Genomic DNA, 15,078 nt, shown 5'->3' with positions numbered 1-15,078 from the left:
CCATCCTCGTGCCAAGAGACGGTGACTTCTGTCCCGGCTGCATACCGATGCGGCCGGGTTTTTTTTGGGCGTGCGATACCGATATACATGCGTTGTCGATGTATGTTACGAGAAAGCGCCTCGAATCCTGTGCCCGCCGCGCTGTCGCTTCGTGCGTTTCGCGAGCGTAGAATCGATTTGCGTCCCGATATGGGCGCGAGCCGCCGTGCCCCGGCCAGGCACGGCGAATGCCTCGCGCCAAGCCATCGACCGGTTCGACCTGCATTCACATGCGCACAACAACAAGTACGACCCGAGGACCCGCCGCGCTCGCACCGCGCCCGAAGCCCGCGTTCCAGCGCAGCGGCGCGTGGCCGCATGTCGTCTTTCCCGGCGCCCTGATCGTCTGCATTCTTGTGTTCATGCTGGCGCTCGTCGTTGCAGGGCGCCTCGCGCGCGACTCGATTGCACGGCACGAACGCGACGTCGCGAACGACATCGTGATATCGGTCGACCGTATCCTCGACGGGATTCGCTCGCGGCACCCGAATGAGCTGAACGCGCTGGTCGGGCGGCCCTGCACGACGATCTTCAGGACGCTCGCCGAAGTGGGCACTCACCTGCGCTATCTTCGGGCCGTCGGGCTGGCGAACGGCGGTCGCGTCACGTGCTCGTCGGCGCTGGGCGCGATCGACGTCCCGCTCGACGCGTACATTCACGCGCCCGCGCCGGGGATGACGGCCATCACGCTGCTTCGGCAGACGCCGTTTCAGCAACACGTTCCGGTGCTGGCGGCGTTTCGCGCGACCGCGCCCGACTCCGGCGTCCTTTATGTGGTCGAGGGCGACTATGTGGCGGACATGCTCGCGCACGGGACCCGCTTCGGGGCGGAAACGGCCACGCTGTCGATCGAGGGCGCGGGCAGCATCGATCAGCATGGCGCGTTCGTGCCGTCATTCGGCGCGGCGCCGGCCACCGGCAGCAAGATCGCGTCGAACGCCTGGCCGTTCACGGTCTCCGTCACCTCGGCGGAACCCTACGTTTCGCAGGTGCAGCGGCGCTACCGACTCATCTGCCTGACGATCGCGCTGCTGGTCAACGGCCTCGTCGCGGCCGCGTACCTGCTCGCAATAGCGCCGCGCCGGCTGTTGCTGAAGGCCGTTCGCAATGCGCTGAAGCGCAACGAATTTCATGTCGTCTACCAGCCGATCGTCGACGTCGAAACGCGACGGACCGTCGGCGTCGAGGCGCTGCTGCGCTGGCACCATCCGAAATGGGGGGCCATCAGTCCGGCCGTGTTCGTGCCGCAGGTCGAGTCGAGTGCGGTCCTGCCGAAGGTGACCGAGTTCGTGCTTCGGACGGCCGTATCGGAGCTGACCGCACTCGCGCCGTCGATGCCGCTGCGCATCGCGATCAACGTCGCGCCGAAGGATCTCGAACGCGCCCGCTTCGTGTCCGTCGTCGAAGACACGATCGGCCGGCTTCCACCGGGTTGCACGCTGGTGCTCGAAGTGACCGAGCGCATCCTGCTCGAGAAGAATCCGCGCACCACCGAGATGTTCGCCACGCTGCGCGCGAAAGGCGCGAAGTTCGCGATCGACGACTTCGGCACGCATCACAGCAACCTCGACATGCTGTCGCGCTTTCCGTTCGACTACGTGAAGATCGATCGACAGTTCATCTCGCAGCTCACGACGGGCAACGCGAAACTGATCGAAGGGATCGCGGCGGTCGCGCACCATTACGGCCTGAAGATCATTGCAGAGGGCGTGGAAACGGAAGAGCAGCATCGCGCGCTGCATGCGGTCGGGATTCAGTACGCGCAGGGTTATCTGTATCAGCGGCCACGGCGAGCGGAACACCTGAAGCGGAATTTCGCGCCGATGCCGGCTTGAATGCCGCAGCGGCGCGGCACGCTCGGCAGACGAATACGTGACGCACTCGCGTCGTCCGGTCTGCACGCGGTCGATGCGCTGCGTGGCGGATCGCGCGGCGGCTTCCCGCCACCTGATGCCATCGACGCGCCCTTCGGCGGGAGCCGCGCGAGAGGCGCTAAAATCCGCCGCCTGGGCATCCACGACGAGCAAGCGTTTTGACGGCGTTCGAGCAGGGTTTCATCCTCACCCGCCACTGGCGGGACACCGCATCCGGCATCGAGATCGAGTTCTGGCTGGCAACCGAACACGGTCCGCGCCGCGTGCGGCTGCGCCCGCAGGAAGCCGTCGCGTTCGTGCCGGCCGAGCAGCAGGCGCTCGCCGAACGCGCGCTCGCCGGCGAACGCGATGCCGAACTGCGCCCGCTCGCGCTGCGCGACTTCCGGCAGCGCGCGGTGGCGGGCCTATACTGCCGCCGCTACCGCCACCTGTCCGGCCTCCAGAAACGCCTCGCCGCGGCCGGCGTCGACGTCTACGAAGCCGACGTGCAGCCGCCCGATCGCTACGCGATGGAGCGCTTCATCACCGCACCCGTGCTGTTTCGCGGCACGGCCGGCCGCGACGGCACGCTGACCGACGCCGAACTGAAACCCGCGACCGACTATCGGCCGGCACTGCGCTGCGTGTCGCTCGACATCGAGACGAGCGTCCACGGCGAGCTGTATTCGATCGCGCTCGAAGGCTGCGGACAGCGACAGGTCTACATGCTCGGCCCACCGAACGGCGACGCGCCGGCCATCGACTTCCGCCTCGACTACTGCGACAGCCGGGCCGAGATCCTCACACGCCTCAACGACTGGTTCGATGAACACGATCCCGATGCGGTGATCGGCTGGAACCTCGTGCAGTTCGACCTGCGCATCCTCCATGCGCATTCGGAGCAATACGGCGTGCCGCTGAAGCTCGGCCGCGGCGGCAGCGTGCTCGAGTGGCGCGCGCACGGCCAGCAGCCCGACCATTTCTTCGCGGGCGCGGCCGGCCGCCTGATCCTCGACGGCATCGACATGCTGAAATCGGCGACGTGGACGTTCCCGTCGTTCAGCCTCGAATACGTGTCGCAGTCGCTGCTCGGCGAAGGCAAGTCGATCGACAATCCGTATCAGCGAATGGACGAGATCCAGCGCCGCTTCGATCACGACAAACCCGCGCTCGCGCGCTACAACCTGAAGGACTGCGAACTCGTCACGCGCATCTTCGACAAGGCCGACCTGCTGTCCTTCGCGCTCGAACGCGCGACCGTCACGGGCCTCGCGGCCGATCGCACCGGCGGCTCGGTCGCCGCGTTCACGCACCTGTACCTGCCGCGCATGCACCGGCTCGGCTACGTCGCGCCGAACCTCGGCGACGTGACGGGCCAGAACAGCCCCGGCGGCTTCGTGATGGATTCGCGGCCCGGGCTGTACGACTCGGTGCTCGTATTCGACTACAAGAGCCTTTATCCGTCGATCATCCGCACGTTCCTGATCGACCCGGTCGGGTTGATCGAGGGGCTCGCGCATCCGGGCGACGACACGTCGGTGCCGGGCTTTCTCGGCGCGCGCTTCTCGCGCACCGCGCATTGCCTGCCCGACATCGTGCGGCGCGTGTCGGAAGGCCGCGACGAAGCGAAACGCCAGCGCAACGCGCCGCTGTCGCAGGCGCTGAAGATCATCATGAATTCGTTCTACGGCGTGCTCGGTTCGACCGGCTGCCGGTTCTTCGATCCGCGCCTCGCGTCGTCGATCACGATGCGCGGCCACGAGATCATGCATCGCACGCGCGAGCTGATCGAGGCGCAGGGCTACGAAGTCATCTACGGCGATACCGATTCGACCTTCGTCTGGCTCGGGCGCGAGCACGACGACGACGCGGCCGCCGCCAAGGGCCGCGCGCTCGTCGACCACGTGAACCGCTGGTGGCAGGCGCACCTGCGCGATCGCTTCGGGCTGGAAAGCGCGCTCGAACTGCAGTACGAGCGGCATTACCGGCGCTTCCTGATGCCGACCGTGCGCGGCGCGGAGGAAGGCAGCAAGAAGCGCTATGCGGGCCTCGCGCTCGCGGCGAACGGCGGCGAGGACCTCGTGTTCAAGGGGCTCGAAACGGTGCGCACCGACTGGACGCCGCTCGCGCAGGCATTCCAGCGCGAACTGTACCGGCGCGTGTTCAAGCGCGAGCCGTACCAGGATTTCATTCGCGACTACGTGCGCCGCACGCTGGCCGGCGAATACGACGCGCAACTCATCTATCGCAAGCGCGTGCGCCGGCCGTTGAGCGAATATCAGCGCAACGTGCCGCCGCACGTGCGCGCCGCGCGGATCGCCGACGAATTCAATCAGGCGCGCGGCCGGCCCCTGCAATACCAGCGCGGCGGCTGGATCAGCTACGTGATGACGACGGCCGGCCCGGAGCCGCTCGAAACGATGCGCTCGCCGATCGACTACGCGTTCTACGTGAGCCGTCAGTTGCAGCCGGTCGCCGATGCGATCCTGCCGTTCCTGCGCGACGATTTCGAACGCGTGATCTCGGGGCAGGGGCAGTTGTTCTGAGCTTGCCGCTCGGCGTGCACGGCTCCCCGAGCCGTCCGTCCCGCCGCCGGCCACGGAGATGCCGGCTAAAATACCGGCCTGCCGCGCCCCCTTGCCGCGGCCGGAGGAGATTCATCATGACCGCACGTCGCGGTGCCGCGGTCGCCATCGCGCCCGGTCACGAGACAGCCAGCCTGTCGAAAGCCCAGCAAACCTTCAATACGCTCGTCAAGCACATCGAAAAGCGGCGCGAGCGGCTCGGCGCGTGGGAAGCCGTGATGCCGGCGTTCCAGAAGAAGTTCGTCGACGGGCTGTTGCCGCTCGAACAGGAAGCGACGGCGCTGCGGATCCGGCTGATTCATCTGCTCGACGACACGTTCCTGCGAAAAGGCTTGAGCAAGGCCGAGCAGCGCATGCTGTCCGACCTGATCGCCGACATGGCGCGCGACCTGCTGAACGTCAGCGACGACGCGGCGTTGAAGGTCATCTTCAACCGGCACGCGGAATCGGCGCGCGTCGGCAACGCGGCGGGCGAGCCCGAGCCGACGGAACGGGAACCGGAACGGGAGCCCCAACCGCAATCGCAACCGGCCGAGGATCTCGACTCACTGTCGCCCGACGAACTCGCCGAGCGGATGCAGGCCGAACTCGACGCACAGTTCGAACGCGACATGGCCGCTCACGCAGCCCGCGAGGCCCAGCGCGCAAAACGCAAGAAATCGCCGAAGCAGTCGGCCGCGCAGGCCAGGATCGAGGCCGAGCAAGCCGAATCGAACAAATCGATCCGCGAGATCTATCGCAAGCTCGCGAGCGCGCTGCACCCCGATCGCGAAACCGATCCGCAGGAACAGCAACGCAAGACCGCGCTGATGCAGCGAGTCAACCGCGCTTACGAGAAGGGCAACCTGCTGCAACTGCTGGAACTGCAGCTGGAGATCGAACAGATCGATCGGCGCGCGATCGACGGCCTCGGCGAAGCGCGGCTCGCGCGCTACAACGGCATCCTCGAGGAACAACTGCGCGAACTCGATCAGGAGATCCGGCACGTCGAGAACGATTTTCGGCGGAGCTACGGCATCGCGTCGTCCACCAAGGTCGCGCCCGATACGGTCCTGCGCATGCTCGCGCGCGACATCGCCGGCATGCAGCGCAGCAACCAGGACCTGACCGTCGCGCTGCGCGAATTCGAGGATCCGGATCAGGTGAGGGCCTGGGTGAAGGACATGAAGCGTCGGCCCGCATCGTCGCGCTTCGACGACGATTCGTATTGAGCCGGCACGCGCGGGCGCACGCCGCGCCCTTCACTGCGGCTCGCCCATCCCGCCCATCAGCATCATCAGTTGCTCACGCAGCCACCGACTGCCCTGATCCTGATCGGCGCTGCGATGCCAGTAGCAAAAGTATTCGAGCCCCGGCATCTCGAACGGCAGTTCGAGAATTCGCGCCGGGTAACGCTGCAGCAGCCTGAGCGGCGCCGTCAGCGCGAGATCGCCGCGCATCGCGATCAGCGGCGCGACCATGTAGTGCTGCACGCGCATCTGGATGTTGCGGCGCAGCCCGAGGCGCGTCAGCTCCGCGTCGACGTGCCCGCTGCCCTTGCGGCGGCTCGACACGTGGATGTGCCCCATCGACAGGTAGTCGTCCATGGTCAGCGTGTCGCCCTTGAACGGATGATCGTCGCGGATCATGCACGCGTAGCGGTCGCGCACGAGCAGCGCCTGGTGCAGGTGCGGATCGCCGATCAGCGGCGCGTCGATCGCGATGTCGACGGAGCCGTTCGCGAGCGCGGTCGCCACTTCGCGGCGGTCCATCGTGTAGCTGCGCACGTGCATGCCGGGCGCATGCGTCTGCAGCAGTTCACCGAGCGCGGGCAGCAGCAGCGCCTCGGTCAGGTCGCTCATGCTGAGCCGGAACACGCGCTCCGACGAAGCGGGATCGAACACGTCGCCTTCGTGCGCGCTCGAATCGAGCAGTTGCAGCGCCTCGCGCACGCGACCGACGATGTTTTCGGCCATCGGCGTCGGCATCATCCCGGCCGGCGTGCTGACGAACAGCGGGTCGTTCAGCGTCTTGCGCAGCCGCGCCAGCGCGTTGCTGACGGCCGGCTGCGTGAGGTTCAGCACCTCGGCCGCGCGCGTCAGGTTGCGCTTGTTGTAGATCGCCTCGAATACGACGAACAGGTTCAGATCAATCTTCGAAAGGCGCATCGCCGGATCTCCTTGCCGGCATCTTAATACGGCATGCGTCTCCCGCTCCGCCACGTCGCCTCCCCGCGCGGCGCGCGGCTCAACCGCGCGGCGGCCGCGTCAGGTACGGCTCGGTCGAACCGCGCACGGCGTCCTTGATTTCCATGCGCGCGATCGCCTGCAGATGCACCTCGTCCGGGCCGTCCGCGAAGCGCAGCGCGCGGCCCCAGGTCCACAGGTCGGCGAGCGGCGTATCGGGGCTCAGGCCCATCGCGCCGAACACCTGCATCGCGCGGTCGCACACGTCCGTGTAGACGGTCGGCACGAGCGCCTTGATCATCGAGATTTCCTTGCGCGCCGCCTTCGCGCCGACCTTGTCGATCATCCATGCGGCCTTCAGCACCAGCAGGCGCGCCTGATCGATCTCGATGCGCGAGCGCGCGATCCATTCGCCGATCGTGCCGTGCCGGTTCAGCGGCTTGCCGAACGCCTCGCGCGACTGCGCGCGGTCGATCATCAGTTCCAGCGCGAGTTCGGCCGCGCCGATCGAACGCATGCAGTGGTGAATCCGGCCCGGCCCGAGGCGCGCCTGTGCGAGCGCGAAGCCGCTGCCTTCGTCGCCGAGCAGGTTGCGCGCCGGCACGCGCACGTTGTCGAACGTGATCTCGCAATGCCCTTCCGGTGCGTAATGATTGACCACCGTGATGTTGCGCACGACCGTCACGCCCGGCGTGTCGCGCGGCACGAGGATCATGCTCTGTTGCCGGTGCGATTCCGCGTCGGGATCGGTCTTGCCCATCACGATGAAGATCCTGCAATTCGGATGCGCGGCGTTCGTGATGAACCACTTGCGGCCGTTGATCACGTATTCGTCGCCCACGCGCTCGATGCGCGTCGTGATGTTGGTCGCATCCGACGACGCGACGTCGGGCTCCGTCATCGCGAACGCCGAACGGATCTCGCCGCGCAAGAGCGGCAGCAGCCACTGTTCGCGCTGCTCGGGCGTCGCGAACATGTGCAGCAGCTCCATGTTGCCGGTGTCCGGCGCGTTGCAGTTGAACACCTCCGACGCCCAGCCCACGCGCCCCATGATCTCGGCGAGCGGCGCGTATTCGAGATTCGTCAGCCCGGTGCCCGGCTCGTCGTCCTTCAGGTGCGGCAGGAACAGGTTCCACAGCCCTTCGGCCTTCGCGCGCTCCTTCAGCGCCTCCATGAACGACACGGGATACTGGCCCGCATGCACTTCCTCGTTCCACTGGCGGATGCGCGGCACGATGTGCGCGTCCATGAACGCATGCACGCGCGCGCGCAGTTCTTCCACTTTCGGGGTGTAGCCAAAGTCCATGATCGACTCCTCGAGATTTTCGTGTTCCGTTCGTTCGGTTCAGAAGGCCGACACACCGCCGTCGACGGCGACGGCCTGCCCGGTCAGATAGGTGTTTTCCTTCGCGCACAGCGTGAGCATCGTCGCGACGATTTCCTCGGGGCGGCCGAGCCGTTTCATCGGCGAGCCCTGTGCGAGAAAATCCTGGCGATCGCCGATGTCGCTGTCGGTGACCATCGGCGTCGTGCTGTAGAACGGACACACCGCGTTCACGCGAATGCCGTGCCGCGCGTATTCGAGCGCGGCCGTCTTCGTGAGCCCGACCACGGCATGTTTCGACGCCGCGTACGCGGCCAGTTTCGGCGCGCCGCCAAGCCCGGCCATCGACGCGACGTTCAGGATCACGCCTTCGCGCTGCGCGAGCATCTGGCGAATCTGGTGCTTCATTCCGAAGAACACGCCCTTCGCGTTCACCGCGAAGCTCAGGTCGAGATCGGCTTCCTCGGTCTCGATCAGCGCCTTCAGCGGCGGGGCGATGCCCGCGTTGTTGATGCCGACGTCGAGCCGCCCGAAGCGCGCCACCGCCGCCTGCACCAGCGCCGCGACCTCCGCTTCGATGCGCACGTCGCAGCGCTGCGCGATCACGTCGGCGCCGGCCGCGCGCAGCGGCGCGGCCACGCGTTCGAGCGCGGCCTCGTTCAGGTCGCCGAGCGCGAGCCGCGCGCCCATCGCGGCCAGCTCGCTCGCGAGCAGCGCGCCAAAGCCGCTCGCGGCGCCGGTGATCATCACGGCCTGCCCGGCGTAGCTGTCGAGTTTCATCGCGCGCTCAGATCGTCAGGCCGCCATCGACGACGATGCACTCGCCGTTCGTGTAGCTCGCCGCGTCCGACACGAGATACAGCACAGTGCCGGCCATCTCGCGCGGCTCCGCGTGACGGCGCAGCGGAATCTTCGCCATCCAGGTTTCGTAGATGTCCTTGTCGGCGAACAGCGCGCCCGCGAACTTCGTCTTCGTGAGGCCCGGCAGCAGCGCGTTCACGCGGATGCCGAACGGCCCGCATTCCTTCGCGAACGCCTTCGTCATGTTGACGACCGCGGCCTTCGTGATCGAGTAGATGCCCTGACGGTCGCCCGGCTGCAGCGCGTTCACCGACGCGGTGTTGACGATCGCGCCGCCGCCCTGTGCCTTCATCATCTTGCCGGCCTCGACCGACATGAAGAAGTAGCCGCGGATGTTCACGTCGACGGTCTTTTCATATGCGGCGAGATCGGTATCGAGGATGTGCCCGAAATACGGATTCGCGGCCGCGTTGTTCACGAGGATGTCGAGCCGGCCGTGCTTGCCGCGGATCGTCTCGAAGATTGCGGCGATGTCCTCCAGCCGCCCGACGTGGCAAGCCAGCGCTTCCGCGCGACCGCCCGCCGCGACGATCGCGTCCGCGACCGCCTGGCAGTCGTCGAGCTTGCGGCTCGACACGATCACGTGCGCGCCCTGCGCCGCGAGCAGCTTCGCGATTTCCTCGCCGATGCCGCGGCTCGCGCCGGTCACCAGCGCGATCTTGCCCGTCAGGTCGAACAGATTCGTTGCCATGTTGCTGTGCTCCTCCATTGATGTTTTTCGTGCCGCCGCGCGGCGATGCCAGCGATGTCCGCGATGTCAGCGATGCGCGCCGATCACGTCGACCGCCATTTCGGCCAGCCGGCCGGCCATCGCGCCCACGCGCAGCGCCTGCTCGCTCGACGCATTGCCCTGCAACGCGCGCGCCTTCACGCCCTGCGCGATCGCCGCGAGCCGGAAGAAACTGAACGCGAGATAGAAGTGCCAGTCGCGGATCGGCGCGATCCCGCGCAGTTCGCAGTAGCGCGCGACGATCGCCGCTTCGTCGGGAATGCCGAGTTCGGCACGATCCTGGCCCGCGAGCCCGCGCACCTGGCCGCCCGACGGCAGGCGCAGGCACATGCAGAAATACGCGAGATCGGCGAGCGGGTTGCCGAGCGTCGACAGTTCCCAGTCGAGCACGGCCTGCACGCGATACTCGTCGCGCGCGAACATCAGGTTGTCGATCCGGAAATCGCCGTGCACCAGCGCGGGCCGGCCGGTGTCCTCGGGGCAGGCTTTCGGCAGCCAGTCGATCAGCGTCTCCATCGCGTCGAGGCGCTCCGTTTCCGCCGCGCGATACTGCTTCGTCCACACGCCGATCTGCCGCTCGAAGTAGTTGCCGGGGCGGCCGTAGTCGGCGAGGCCCACCGCGTCGACGTCCACGTCGTGCAGCGCGGCCAGCGTGCGCAGCAGCGCGTCGTAGCAGATCGCGCGATCGGCCTTCGGCAACTCCGGCAGCGCCGGATCCCAGAAGATCCGGCCGTCCTCGAAGCTCATTACGTAGAAGAGGCTGCCGATCACGTCGCGGTCTTCGCAGAGGTGATACGGGTGCGCGACCGGCACCGCGGTGCCCGACAGCGCGCTCAGCACGCGGAATTCGCGATCGACCGCATGCGCGGATTTCAGCAGCTCGCCGGGCGGCTGGCGGCGCAGCACGTAGCGGCCGCTCTTCGCGTGCAGCAGGAAGGTCGGGTTCGACTGGCCGCCGGCAAACTTCTCCATGTCGAGCGGGCCTTCGAATCCCGGCACGTGCGCTTCCAGATAGCGCGTGAGGCGAGCTACGTCGAGGGGCTGGGAAGGGTTCGTCATCGTCGCGATCGTTCGTGAGGTCAGCCGTAGGTGCGCCACGCATGTCGTTCGGAATCCTCTAAATGTGGAATGCCGTTGAACGACGCGAGGTGGAACGCTTCGGCGTTGAAGAAAAACTGCGAAAGACTGCTGTTGCGGATCTGCAGGTTCAGCGCGATCGCGCTCGACGCCGGTGCGGCGAGCACCTGCTGCACGGTCACCGCGATCGGGCCGCCGGAACTCACCGCGAGCACGCGCTGGCTGCCGCCCTGGCGGATCGCGGCGCGGGCGTCGGCGACGCGTTGCTGGAAATGCGCCCAGGTTTCGGGCGCGGTATCGCCGAGCTTGTCGTCGGCCCACAGGTGCAGCACCTGCCGCAGCGCGCGAAAGTATTCCTTCATCGAGCCGGCCGCGAGCCGCGCGATCTCCGGATAGTCGTTCGCCGCTGCCGCGAACAGCCCGTGGAAGTCGTATTCGTTCAGGCCGGGATGGCGGTCGACCTGTGCGCCTTCGCCGCCCATCCCGCGCAGGATCGCATCGACCGTCTGCGCATGCCGGTTCATCGTGCCGCAGATCACGCGGTCGAACGTCAGGCCCTGCCGCGCGAAGTACTCGCCGAGCCAGACGCCCTGCTGGTCGCCGGCCGCGGACAGCCGGTCGTAATCGTCCGTGCCGAACGACGCCTGCCCGTGCCGCACCAGAAAAAGTTCAGCCATTGCATGCCCGCCTGAGGGGGAAACCGATGGATCAGCATAGCGACCGGGTTTGCATTTTTGAAATTTATTTTCTGAATCGGGCAGTATTCATCGCATGAATTCACGGTATTCGAACGGTGCGCTGTCGCCGGCTCGCGCCGACGGCTGTGCCTGGCGGCACGGGAATTGCGCCCGCAGGCACCGTTATGTCGAACAAGTTCAGGAGGGGTGCGATGCTCGGTACAATCCTTATCATCGTTCTGATTCTGCTGTTGATCGGAGCATTTCCTGCATGGCCGCACAGTCGAAGCTGGGGTTACTGGCCATCGAGCTCCCTCGGGCTGATCGTCGTCATCGTCGTGATACTGGTGCTGCTGGGCCACATTTGAGTGTGATGGCGCGTGCCGGTTGAACGGGCACGCGTCGTTCGATCGCGCTGCCGTGGCTTCTTTACAAAAGCCGGCGATGAATGCCGACCCGGCATCGGCGGCCACGCAACCGGCCGACAATCGACGGCGAAATCCTTCACCGCATGTTGCGCACGCAGCGGCCTGCGCATTGTGCATGCGGCCTCCGCTTGCGCGGCTGTCCGCGTCTCGCGCCGCGCACCTGCGGCCCGCGCCGCCATCGACCGACACATTTTGTGCATCGCACGACGGATCCTGCGCAAAAAGTATCGATCCGGCTTTTCTTTTGATGTCGTAAAAAAACGGGCCCTCCCGACTGGAGGGCCCGCTTCCACACCGGGCGGCAGAGCGATCAGTCGTCGTCGCGGCTCGCCACCTTCTGCGTCACGCCCCTGAGCTTCGGATACGGCTGCGTGCCCATCATCCCTTTCCACAGCACGCGGTTGAACTGATCCGCCGGCACCTCGTCGGCATCGTCGAAGTCGAACTTCGCCGTGACCTTCGCCCAGTACGCCGCGTCATGCTTCGGCGTGACGTCCGGCCCCGCCGCGTATTGCAGCGCGTTCTCGCCCGCCCCTTCGGCCAGCCGCAACCCGGTGCCCTTCAGCGCCGTCGACGCGACGGCCGTGTAAGTCCACGACGCAGGGCCGTGCACGTCGAACACGTCGGTCATCGGCCGCTGGTAGGCGGTGTTCAGGTTCATGTGCTGCGTGCCGAGCACGTCCTCGATGGTGCGCAGCGCATTGACCTGGCTGTAGCGCGTCCGGATCACCGCACCCTGCTTCACGTACGGCCCGACGATATACGCGGGCCCGCGATGCGAATCCACGTGGTCGGGGCCGTCCTGCACGTCGTCCTCGGTCACGACGATCAGCGTGTCGTTCGCATACGGACTCTTCGCGACGGCCTCGACCAGCCGGCCAACCGCCAGGTCGTTGTCCGCCTGCTGCGTCTCCGGCGTGTTCACGCCGGCGAACGCCGTGCCGAACGCCCCCATGTGATCGTGCGACAGGCGCACCAGCGACAGCGTCGGCAGGTTGCCGCTCGCGACGTACTGGTCGAACTCGCGTTTCCACTCGTTGAGGCGCCATTGGTCCGGATACGTCTGGTCGAAACCGCGGAAATACACGTCGGTCATCGACGCCAGCCGCGGGTCGAGCGCGGCGACCTGAACGACGCCGGCCGCGCGCGGATCGACGATCGGATTCGCCGACGTGCCGATGCTGCCGATGTTGTTCACGAGGAAGCCGTAGTTGCGGACGGTGCCGCCGCCGGCGAGCACCGCGTCGAAGATGTAGCCGCGCTGGCGGCCGAACGGCGCATCGGACGACGCATGGTTGCCGGTGCCGGGCAGCAGGTTCGCCGCGCCGCCCGGCAGGCTGGCGGCCGCGTTGCTGTAGTTCGTGGTGCCAGCCGGCCCGGCCGCCGCGTCGCGTTGCTGCACCGACTCCCAGTTGACCGGCACGTTGCGGTTCGTGCCCTCGCTCTCGTACGACAGGCCGCGATTGACCGCCGCGTAGTTGATCTGCTGGGTGATCGTCTCCGTGTTGGTGACGCGCCCCTGCAGCGCCCACGACCAGCCGTCCATGCTGCCGTCGCCCGGGTTCATGAAGTTGTCGAGCGTCACGAACTGGCTCGCCAGACGATGGAAGTTCGGCGTGATGTTGCGGCCGAACTGGGCCAGCTTCGGATCGCCGTTGGCGCCGTTGCCGATGTCGCCGAGCACCTGGTCGAACGTGCGGTTTTCCTTGACGACGTAGATCACGTGCTTGATGTGACGGCGCAGGAAGCCCATCACTTCGTTGTCCCTGTCGTTGTCTTCCGGGCGATAGAAGTTGTTGCGCGCGGCCTGCTGCGTCAGCGTAGGCAGCTCGTTGGCGGCCGGCACCGGCGCGCTCACGAGCGACGCGCGCTCGAGCTGGAACTGGTATTCGTTCGATGCGCGCGACGCGGCGGCCTCCGCGGGGGTCGCGCCGAACAGGTGGCCGGGGTTCGGGCCGGTCGTGCTCTTGCCGTTCACCACGTACATCCACGTGCCGTCGGCGCTGAACGTCACGTCGTGCGGCTCGAACGCGGTCGGAATCAGGCCGGTGACACGATATGCGCGCTCGCCGACGAGCGGGATGACGGCGATTTCGTTCGCGCCGGCATTGGTCGCATAAAGCGTGCGGCCATCGCGCGACAGCGTGACCGCATACGTCGCCGCGCCCGTATGCGCCTGGCCATTCGCGAGCACGCCCGCCGGCGCGCGTGCGTCGATCCGGGCCACGATCGCGTTGGCGTTCGTGTCGATCACCGCGACCTGGTCGGCATTGTCCTGCGCGACGAACAGCCGCGATTGCGACGCGTCGAGCGTCATGCCGAGCGCGTTGCCGTCCAGCTTGATGCGCTTGACCAGCCGGCCGCGAGACGGCGACGACACGTCGATCGCGACGATCTCGCGATCGCGATCCGACGACACGTACGCGATGCCGTTGCCCTTCATCACGACCGCGAACGGGAACGTGCCGCCGGCGTCGCCGCTGCGACCTTCGTTGCCGGAGAAGAACGGACGCAGGTCGTGCTCGTAACGCACGTTGTTGGTCGCGGTATCGATCACGCTGATCGAATCGTTGTAGTTGTTCGCGACGACGAGCGTCTTGCCGTCGGCCGACAACGCGAGCCCGGCCGCGTTCGGCTGCACGCGGATGCCGACGCCCTTGCCCGCGTGGCCGAGCGCGATCGTCGTCGACAGCGCCCACGCGCCGCCCTGCTGCGCATAGACGTAGACCGCATCGTCGCTGCCGCCGGTCGCATAGAGCTTGCTGCCGTCATGCGAAAACGCCAGGCCGACGAACGCATTGGTCTGCTGAAGCACCTGCCTGAGCATCGGGCGCGTCTTGTTCGCGCCGGCGACGTCGTACAGGAAGATGAATTGCGTCGAGGCCGCGGTGTCGACCGAACCGTCCGGTTTGTACAGCGAGTTCTGGCCGGCGGTGATGATCGCCAGCGTCTTGCCGTCCGGGCTCAATTGCGAGCGCACGGCTTCCCCCGCGACGAAATGCGGATAGGCCGGCAACCCCGGATTCAGGAATTGCTGGACCGCGCCGCGCACGGCGAGCGGCGTGACGAACTGCCCGCTCGGCACGCGGGTGGCGTCGGCGGCGTTGAAACCTTCCGCATGCGCGTGCGACGCAAGCAGCACGGCCGACATGACGGCTCCGAGTCGGAGCGCGCGCTTGACCTGGCTATTTCTCATAGGAATCCTCTATACCTGTGGGGGCGATTACCGTCTGACGTGTCCGGCATGATCCTGGCCTCGTCTGCCCGTGCCGCGCGGTGGCGAGGGCCTGTGCCAATCGATCGAGTGCGTTGCGTCGGCGATCGCCGACGTGCCGGCAT

11 protein-coding genes are annotated in these 15,078 nt (G+C 66.9%); 4 read left to right on the top strand and 7 right to left on the bottom strand.

The genetic code is table 11. The features are described from left to right. Window positions 1–227: 227 nt before the first annotated feature. The 3 genes from ACV22V_RS00510 (at window position 228) to ACV22V_RS00500 (ending at window position 5,688) form a co-directional block, all read left to right on the top strand. On the top strand, window positions 228–1,874 hold the full coding sequence (locus ACV22V_RS00510) for an EAL domain-containing protein (protein WP_448012676.1): 1,647 nt from the start codon (window positions 228–230) through the stop codon (window positions 1,872–1,874). 197 nt (window positions 1,875–2,071) lie between these two features. Further along, on the top strand, window positions 2,072–4,438 hold the full coding sequence (locus ACV22V_RS00505) for a DNA polymerase II (RefSeq protein WP_059698727.1): 2,367 nt from the start codon (window positions 2,072–2,074) through the stop codon (window positions 4,436–4,438). A gap of 116 nt (window positions 4,439–4,554) precedes the next feature. Then, on the top strand, window positions 4,555–5,688 hold the full coding sequence (locus ACV22V_RS00500) for a molecular chaperone DnaJ (protein ID WP_448012675.1): 1,134 nt from the start codon (window positions 4,555–4,557) through the stop codon (window positions 5,686–5,688). Window positions 5,689–5,718: 30 nt separating this feature from the next. On the opposite strand, the gene ACV22V_RS00495 is transcribed toward ACV22V_RS00500, so the two are convergent. The 6 genes from ACV22V_RS00495 to ACV22V_RS00470 all read right to left on the bottom strand — a co-directional run bounded on the left by ACV22V_RS00495 (window position 5,719) and on the right by ACV22V_RS00470 (window position 11,311). After that, the gene (locus tag ACV22V_RS00495) at window positions 5,719–6,624 is read right to left on the bottom strand and encodes a LysR family transcriptional regulator (RefSeq protein WP_059698723.1); all 906 of its coding nucleotides are present in this window, start codon (window positions 6,622–6,624) and stop codon (window positions 5,719–5,721) included. Window positions 6,625–6,703: 79 nt separating this feature from the next. Then, window positions 6,704–7,948, bottom strand: coding sequence for an acyl-CoA dehydrogenase family protein (locus ACV22V_RS00490; protein ID WP_448012674.1), 1,245 nt, complete (start codon window positions 7,946–7,948; stop codon window positions 6,704–6,706). A 39-nt stretch (window positions 7,949–7,987) separates the two neighbouring features. Beyond that, window positions 7,988–8,746 carry an SDR family NAD(P)-dependent oxidoreductase gene (locus tag ACV22V_RS00485; protein ID WP_059692622.1) on the bottom strand — a complete coding sequence of 253 codons (759 nt, stop codon included), beginning with the start codon at window positions 8,744–8,746 and terminating at the stop codon, window positions 7,988–7,990. A gap of 7 nt (window positions 8,747–8,753) precedes the next feature. Then, window positions 8,754–9,518 carry an SDR family oxidoreductase gene (locus ACV22V_RS00480; protein ID WP_448012673.1) on the bottom strand — a complete coding sequence of 255 codons (765 nt, stop codon included), beginning with the start codon at window positions 9,516–9,518 and terminating at the stop codon, window positions 8,754–8,756. 66 nt (window positions 9,519–9,584) lie between these two features. Continuing rightward, window positions 9,585–10,616, bottom strand: a complete 1,032-nt coding sequence (locus ACV22V_RS00475; protein WP_448012672.1) for a phosphotransferase — start codon at window positions 10,614–10,616, stop codon at window positions 9,585–9,587. 20 nt (window positions 10,617–10,636) lie between these two features. Then, on the bottom strand, window positions 10,637–11,311 hold the full coding sequence (locus ACV22V_RS00470; RefSeq protein ID WP_059533609.1) for a histidine phosphatase family protein: 675 nt from the start codon (window positions 11,309–11,311) through the stop codon (window positions 10,637–10,639). 212 nt (window positions 11,312–11,523) lie between these two features. On the opposite strand from ACV22V_RS00470, the gene ACV22V_RS00465 reads away from it, so the two are divergent. Further along, on the top strand, window positions 11,524–11,679 hold the full coding sequence (locus ACV22V_RS00465; RefSeq protein ID WP_082721856.1) for a DUF3309 family protein: 156 nt from the start codon (window positions 11,524–11,526) through the stop codon (window positions 11,677–11,679). Between the two features lie 370 nt (window positions 11,680–12,049). Here ACV22V_RS00465 and ACV22V_RS00460 read toward each other — a convergent pair whose 3' ends face one another. Further along, complete coding sequence (locus ACV22V_RS00460; protein WP_448012671.1) at window positions 12,050–14,935, bottom strand: beta-propeller fold lactonase family protein; 2,886 nt, start codon at window positions 14,933–14,935, stop codon at window positions 12,050–12,052. Between the last annotated feature and the right edge of the window lie 143 nt (window positions 14,936–15,078).

The sequence above is a fragment of the Burkholderia sp. AW33-5 genome, assembly GCF_053427615.1.
The sequence above is the reverse complement of the archived record's forward strand: the minus strand, read 5'-3'. Positions and strand labels throughout refer to the sequence as shown.

Excerpts from the sequence above, each read along its gene's own strand:
- ACV22V_RS00485 (WP_059692622.1), bottom strand. The coding sequence starts at position 8,746 with ATGAAACTCGACAGCTACGCCGGGCAGGCCGTGATGATCACCGGCGCC.
- ACV22V_RS00495 (WP_059698723.1), bottom strand. The coding sequence starts at position 6,624 with ATGCGCCTTTCGAAGATTGATCTGAACCTGTTCGTCGTATTCGAGGCG.
- ACV22V_RS00480 (WP_448012673.1), bottom strand. The coding sequence starts at position 9,518 with ATGGCAACGAATCTGTTCGACCTGACGGGCAAGATCGCGCTGGTGACC.
- ACV22V_RS00460 (WP_448012671.1), bottom strand. The coding sequence starts at position 14,935 with ATGAGAAATAGCCAGGTCAAGCGCGCGCTCCGACTCGGAGCCGTCATG.
- ACV22V_RS00470 (WP_059533609.1), bottom strand. The coding sequence starts at position 11,311 with ATGGCTGAACTTTTTCTGGTGCGGCACGGGCAGGCGTCGTTCGGCACG.
- ACV22V_RS00490 (WP_448012674.1), bottom strand. The coding sequence starts at position 7,948 with ATGGACTTTGGCTACACCCCGAAAGTGGAAGAACTGCGCGCGCGCGTG.
- ACV22V_RS00510 (WP_448012676.1), top strand. The coding sequence starts at position 228 with ATGCCTCGCGCCAAGCCATCGACCGGTTCGACCTGCATTCACATGCGC.
- ACV22V_RS00465 (WP_082721856.1), top strand. The coding sequence starts at position 11,524 with ATGCTCGGTACAATCCTTATCATCGTTCTGATTCTGCTGTTGATCGGA.
- ACV22V_RS00500 (WP_448012675.1), top strand. The coding sequence starts at position 4,555 with ATGACCGCACGTCGCGGTGCCGCGGTCGCCATCGCGCCCGGTCACGAG.
- ACV22V_RS00475 (WP_448012672.1), bottom strand. The coding sequence starts at position 10,616 with ATGACGAACCCTTCCCAGCCCCTCGACGTAGCTCGCCTCACGCGCTAT.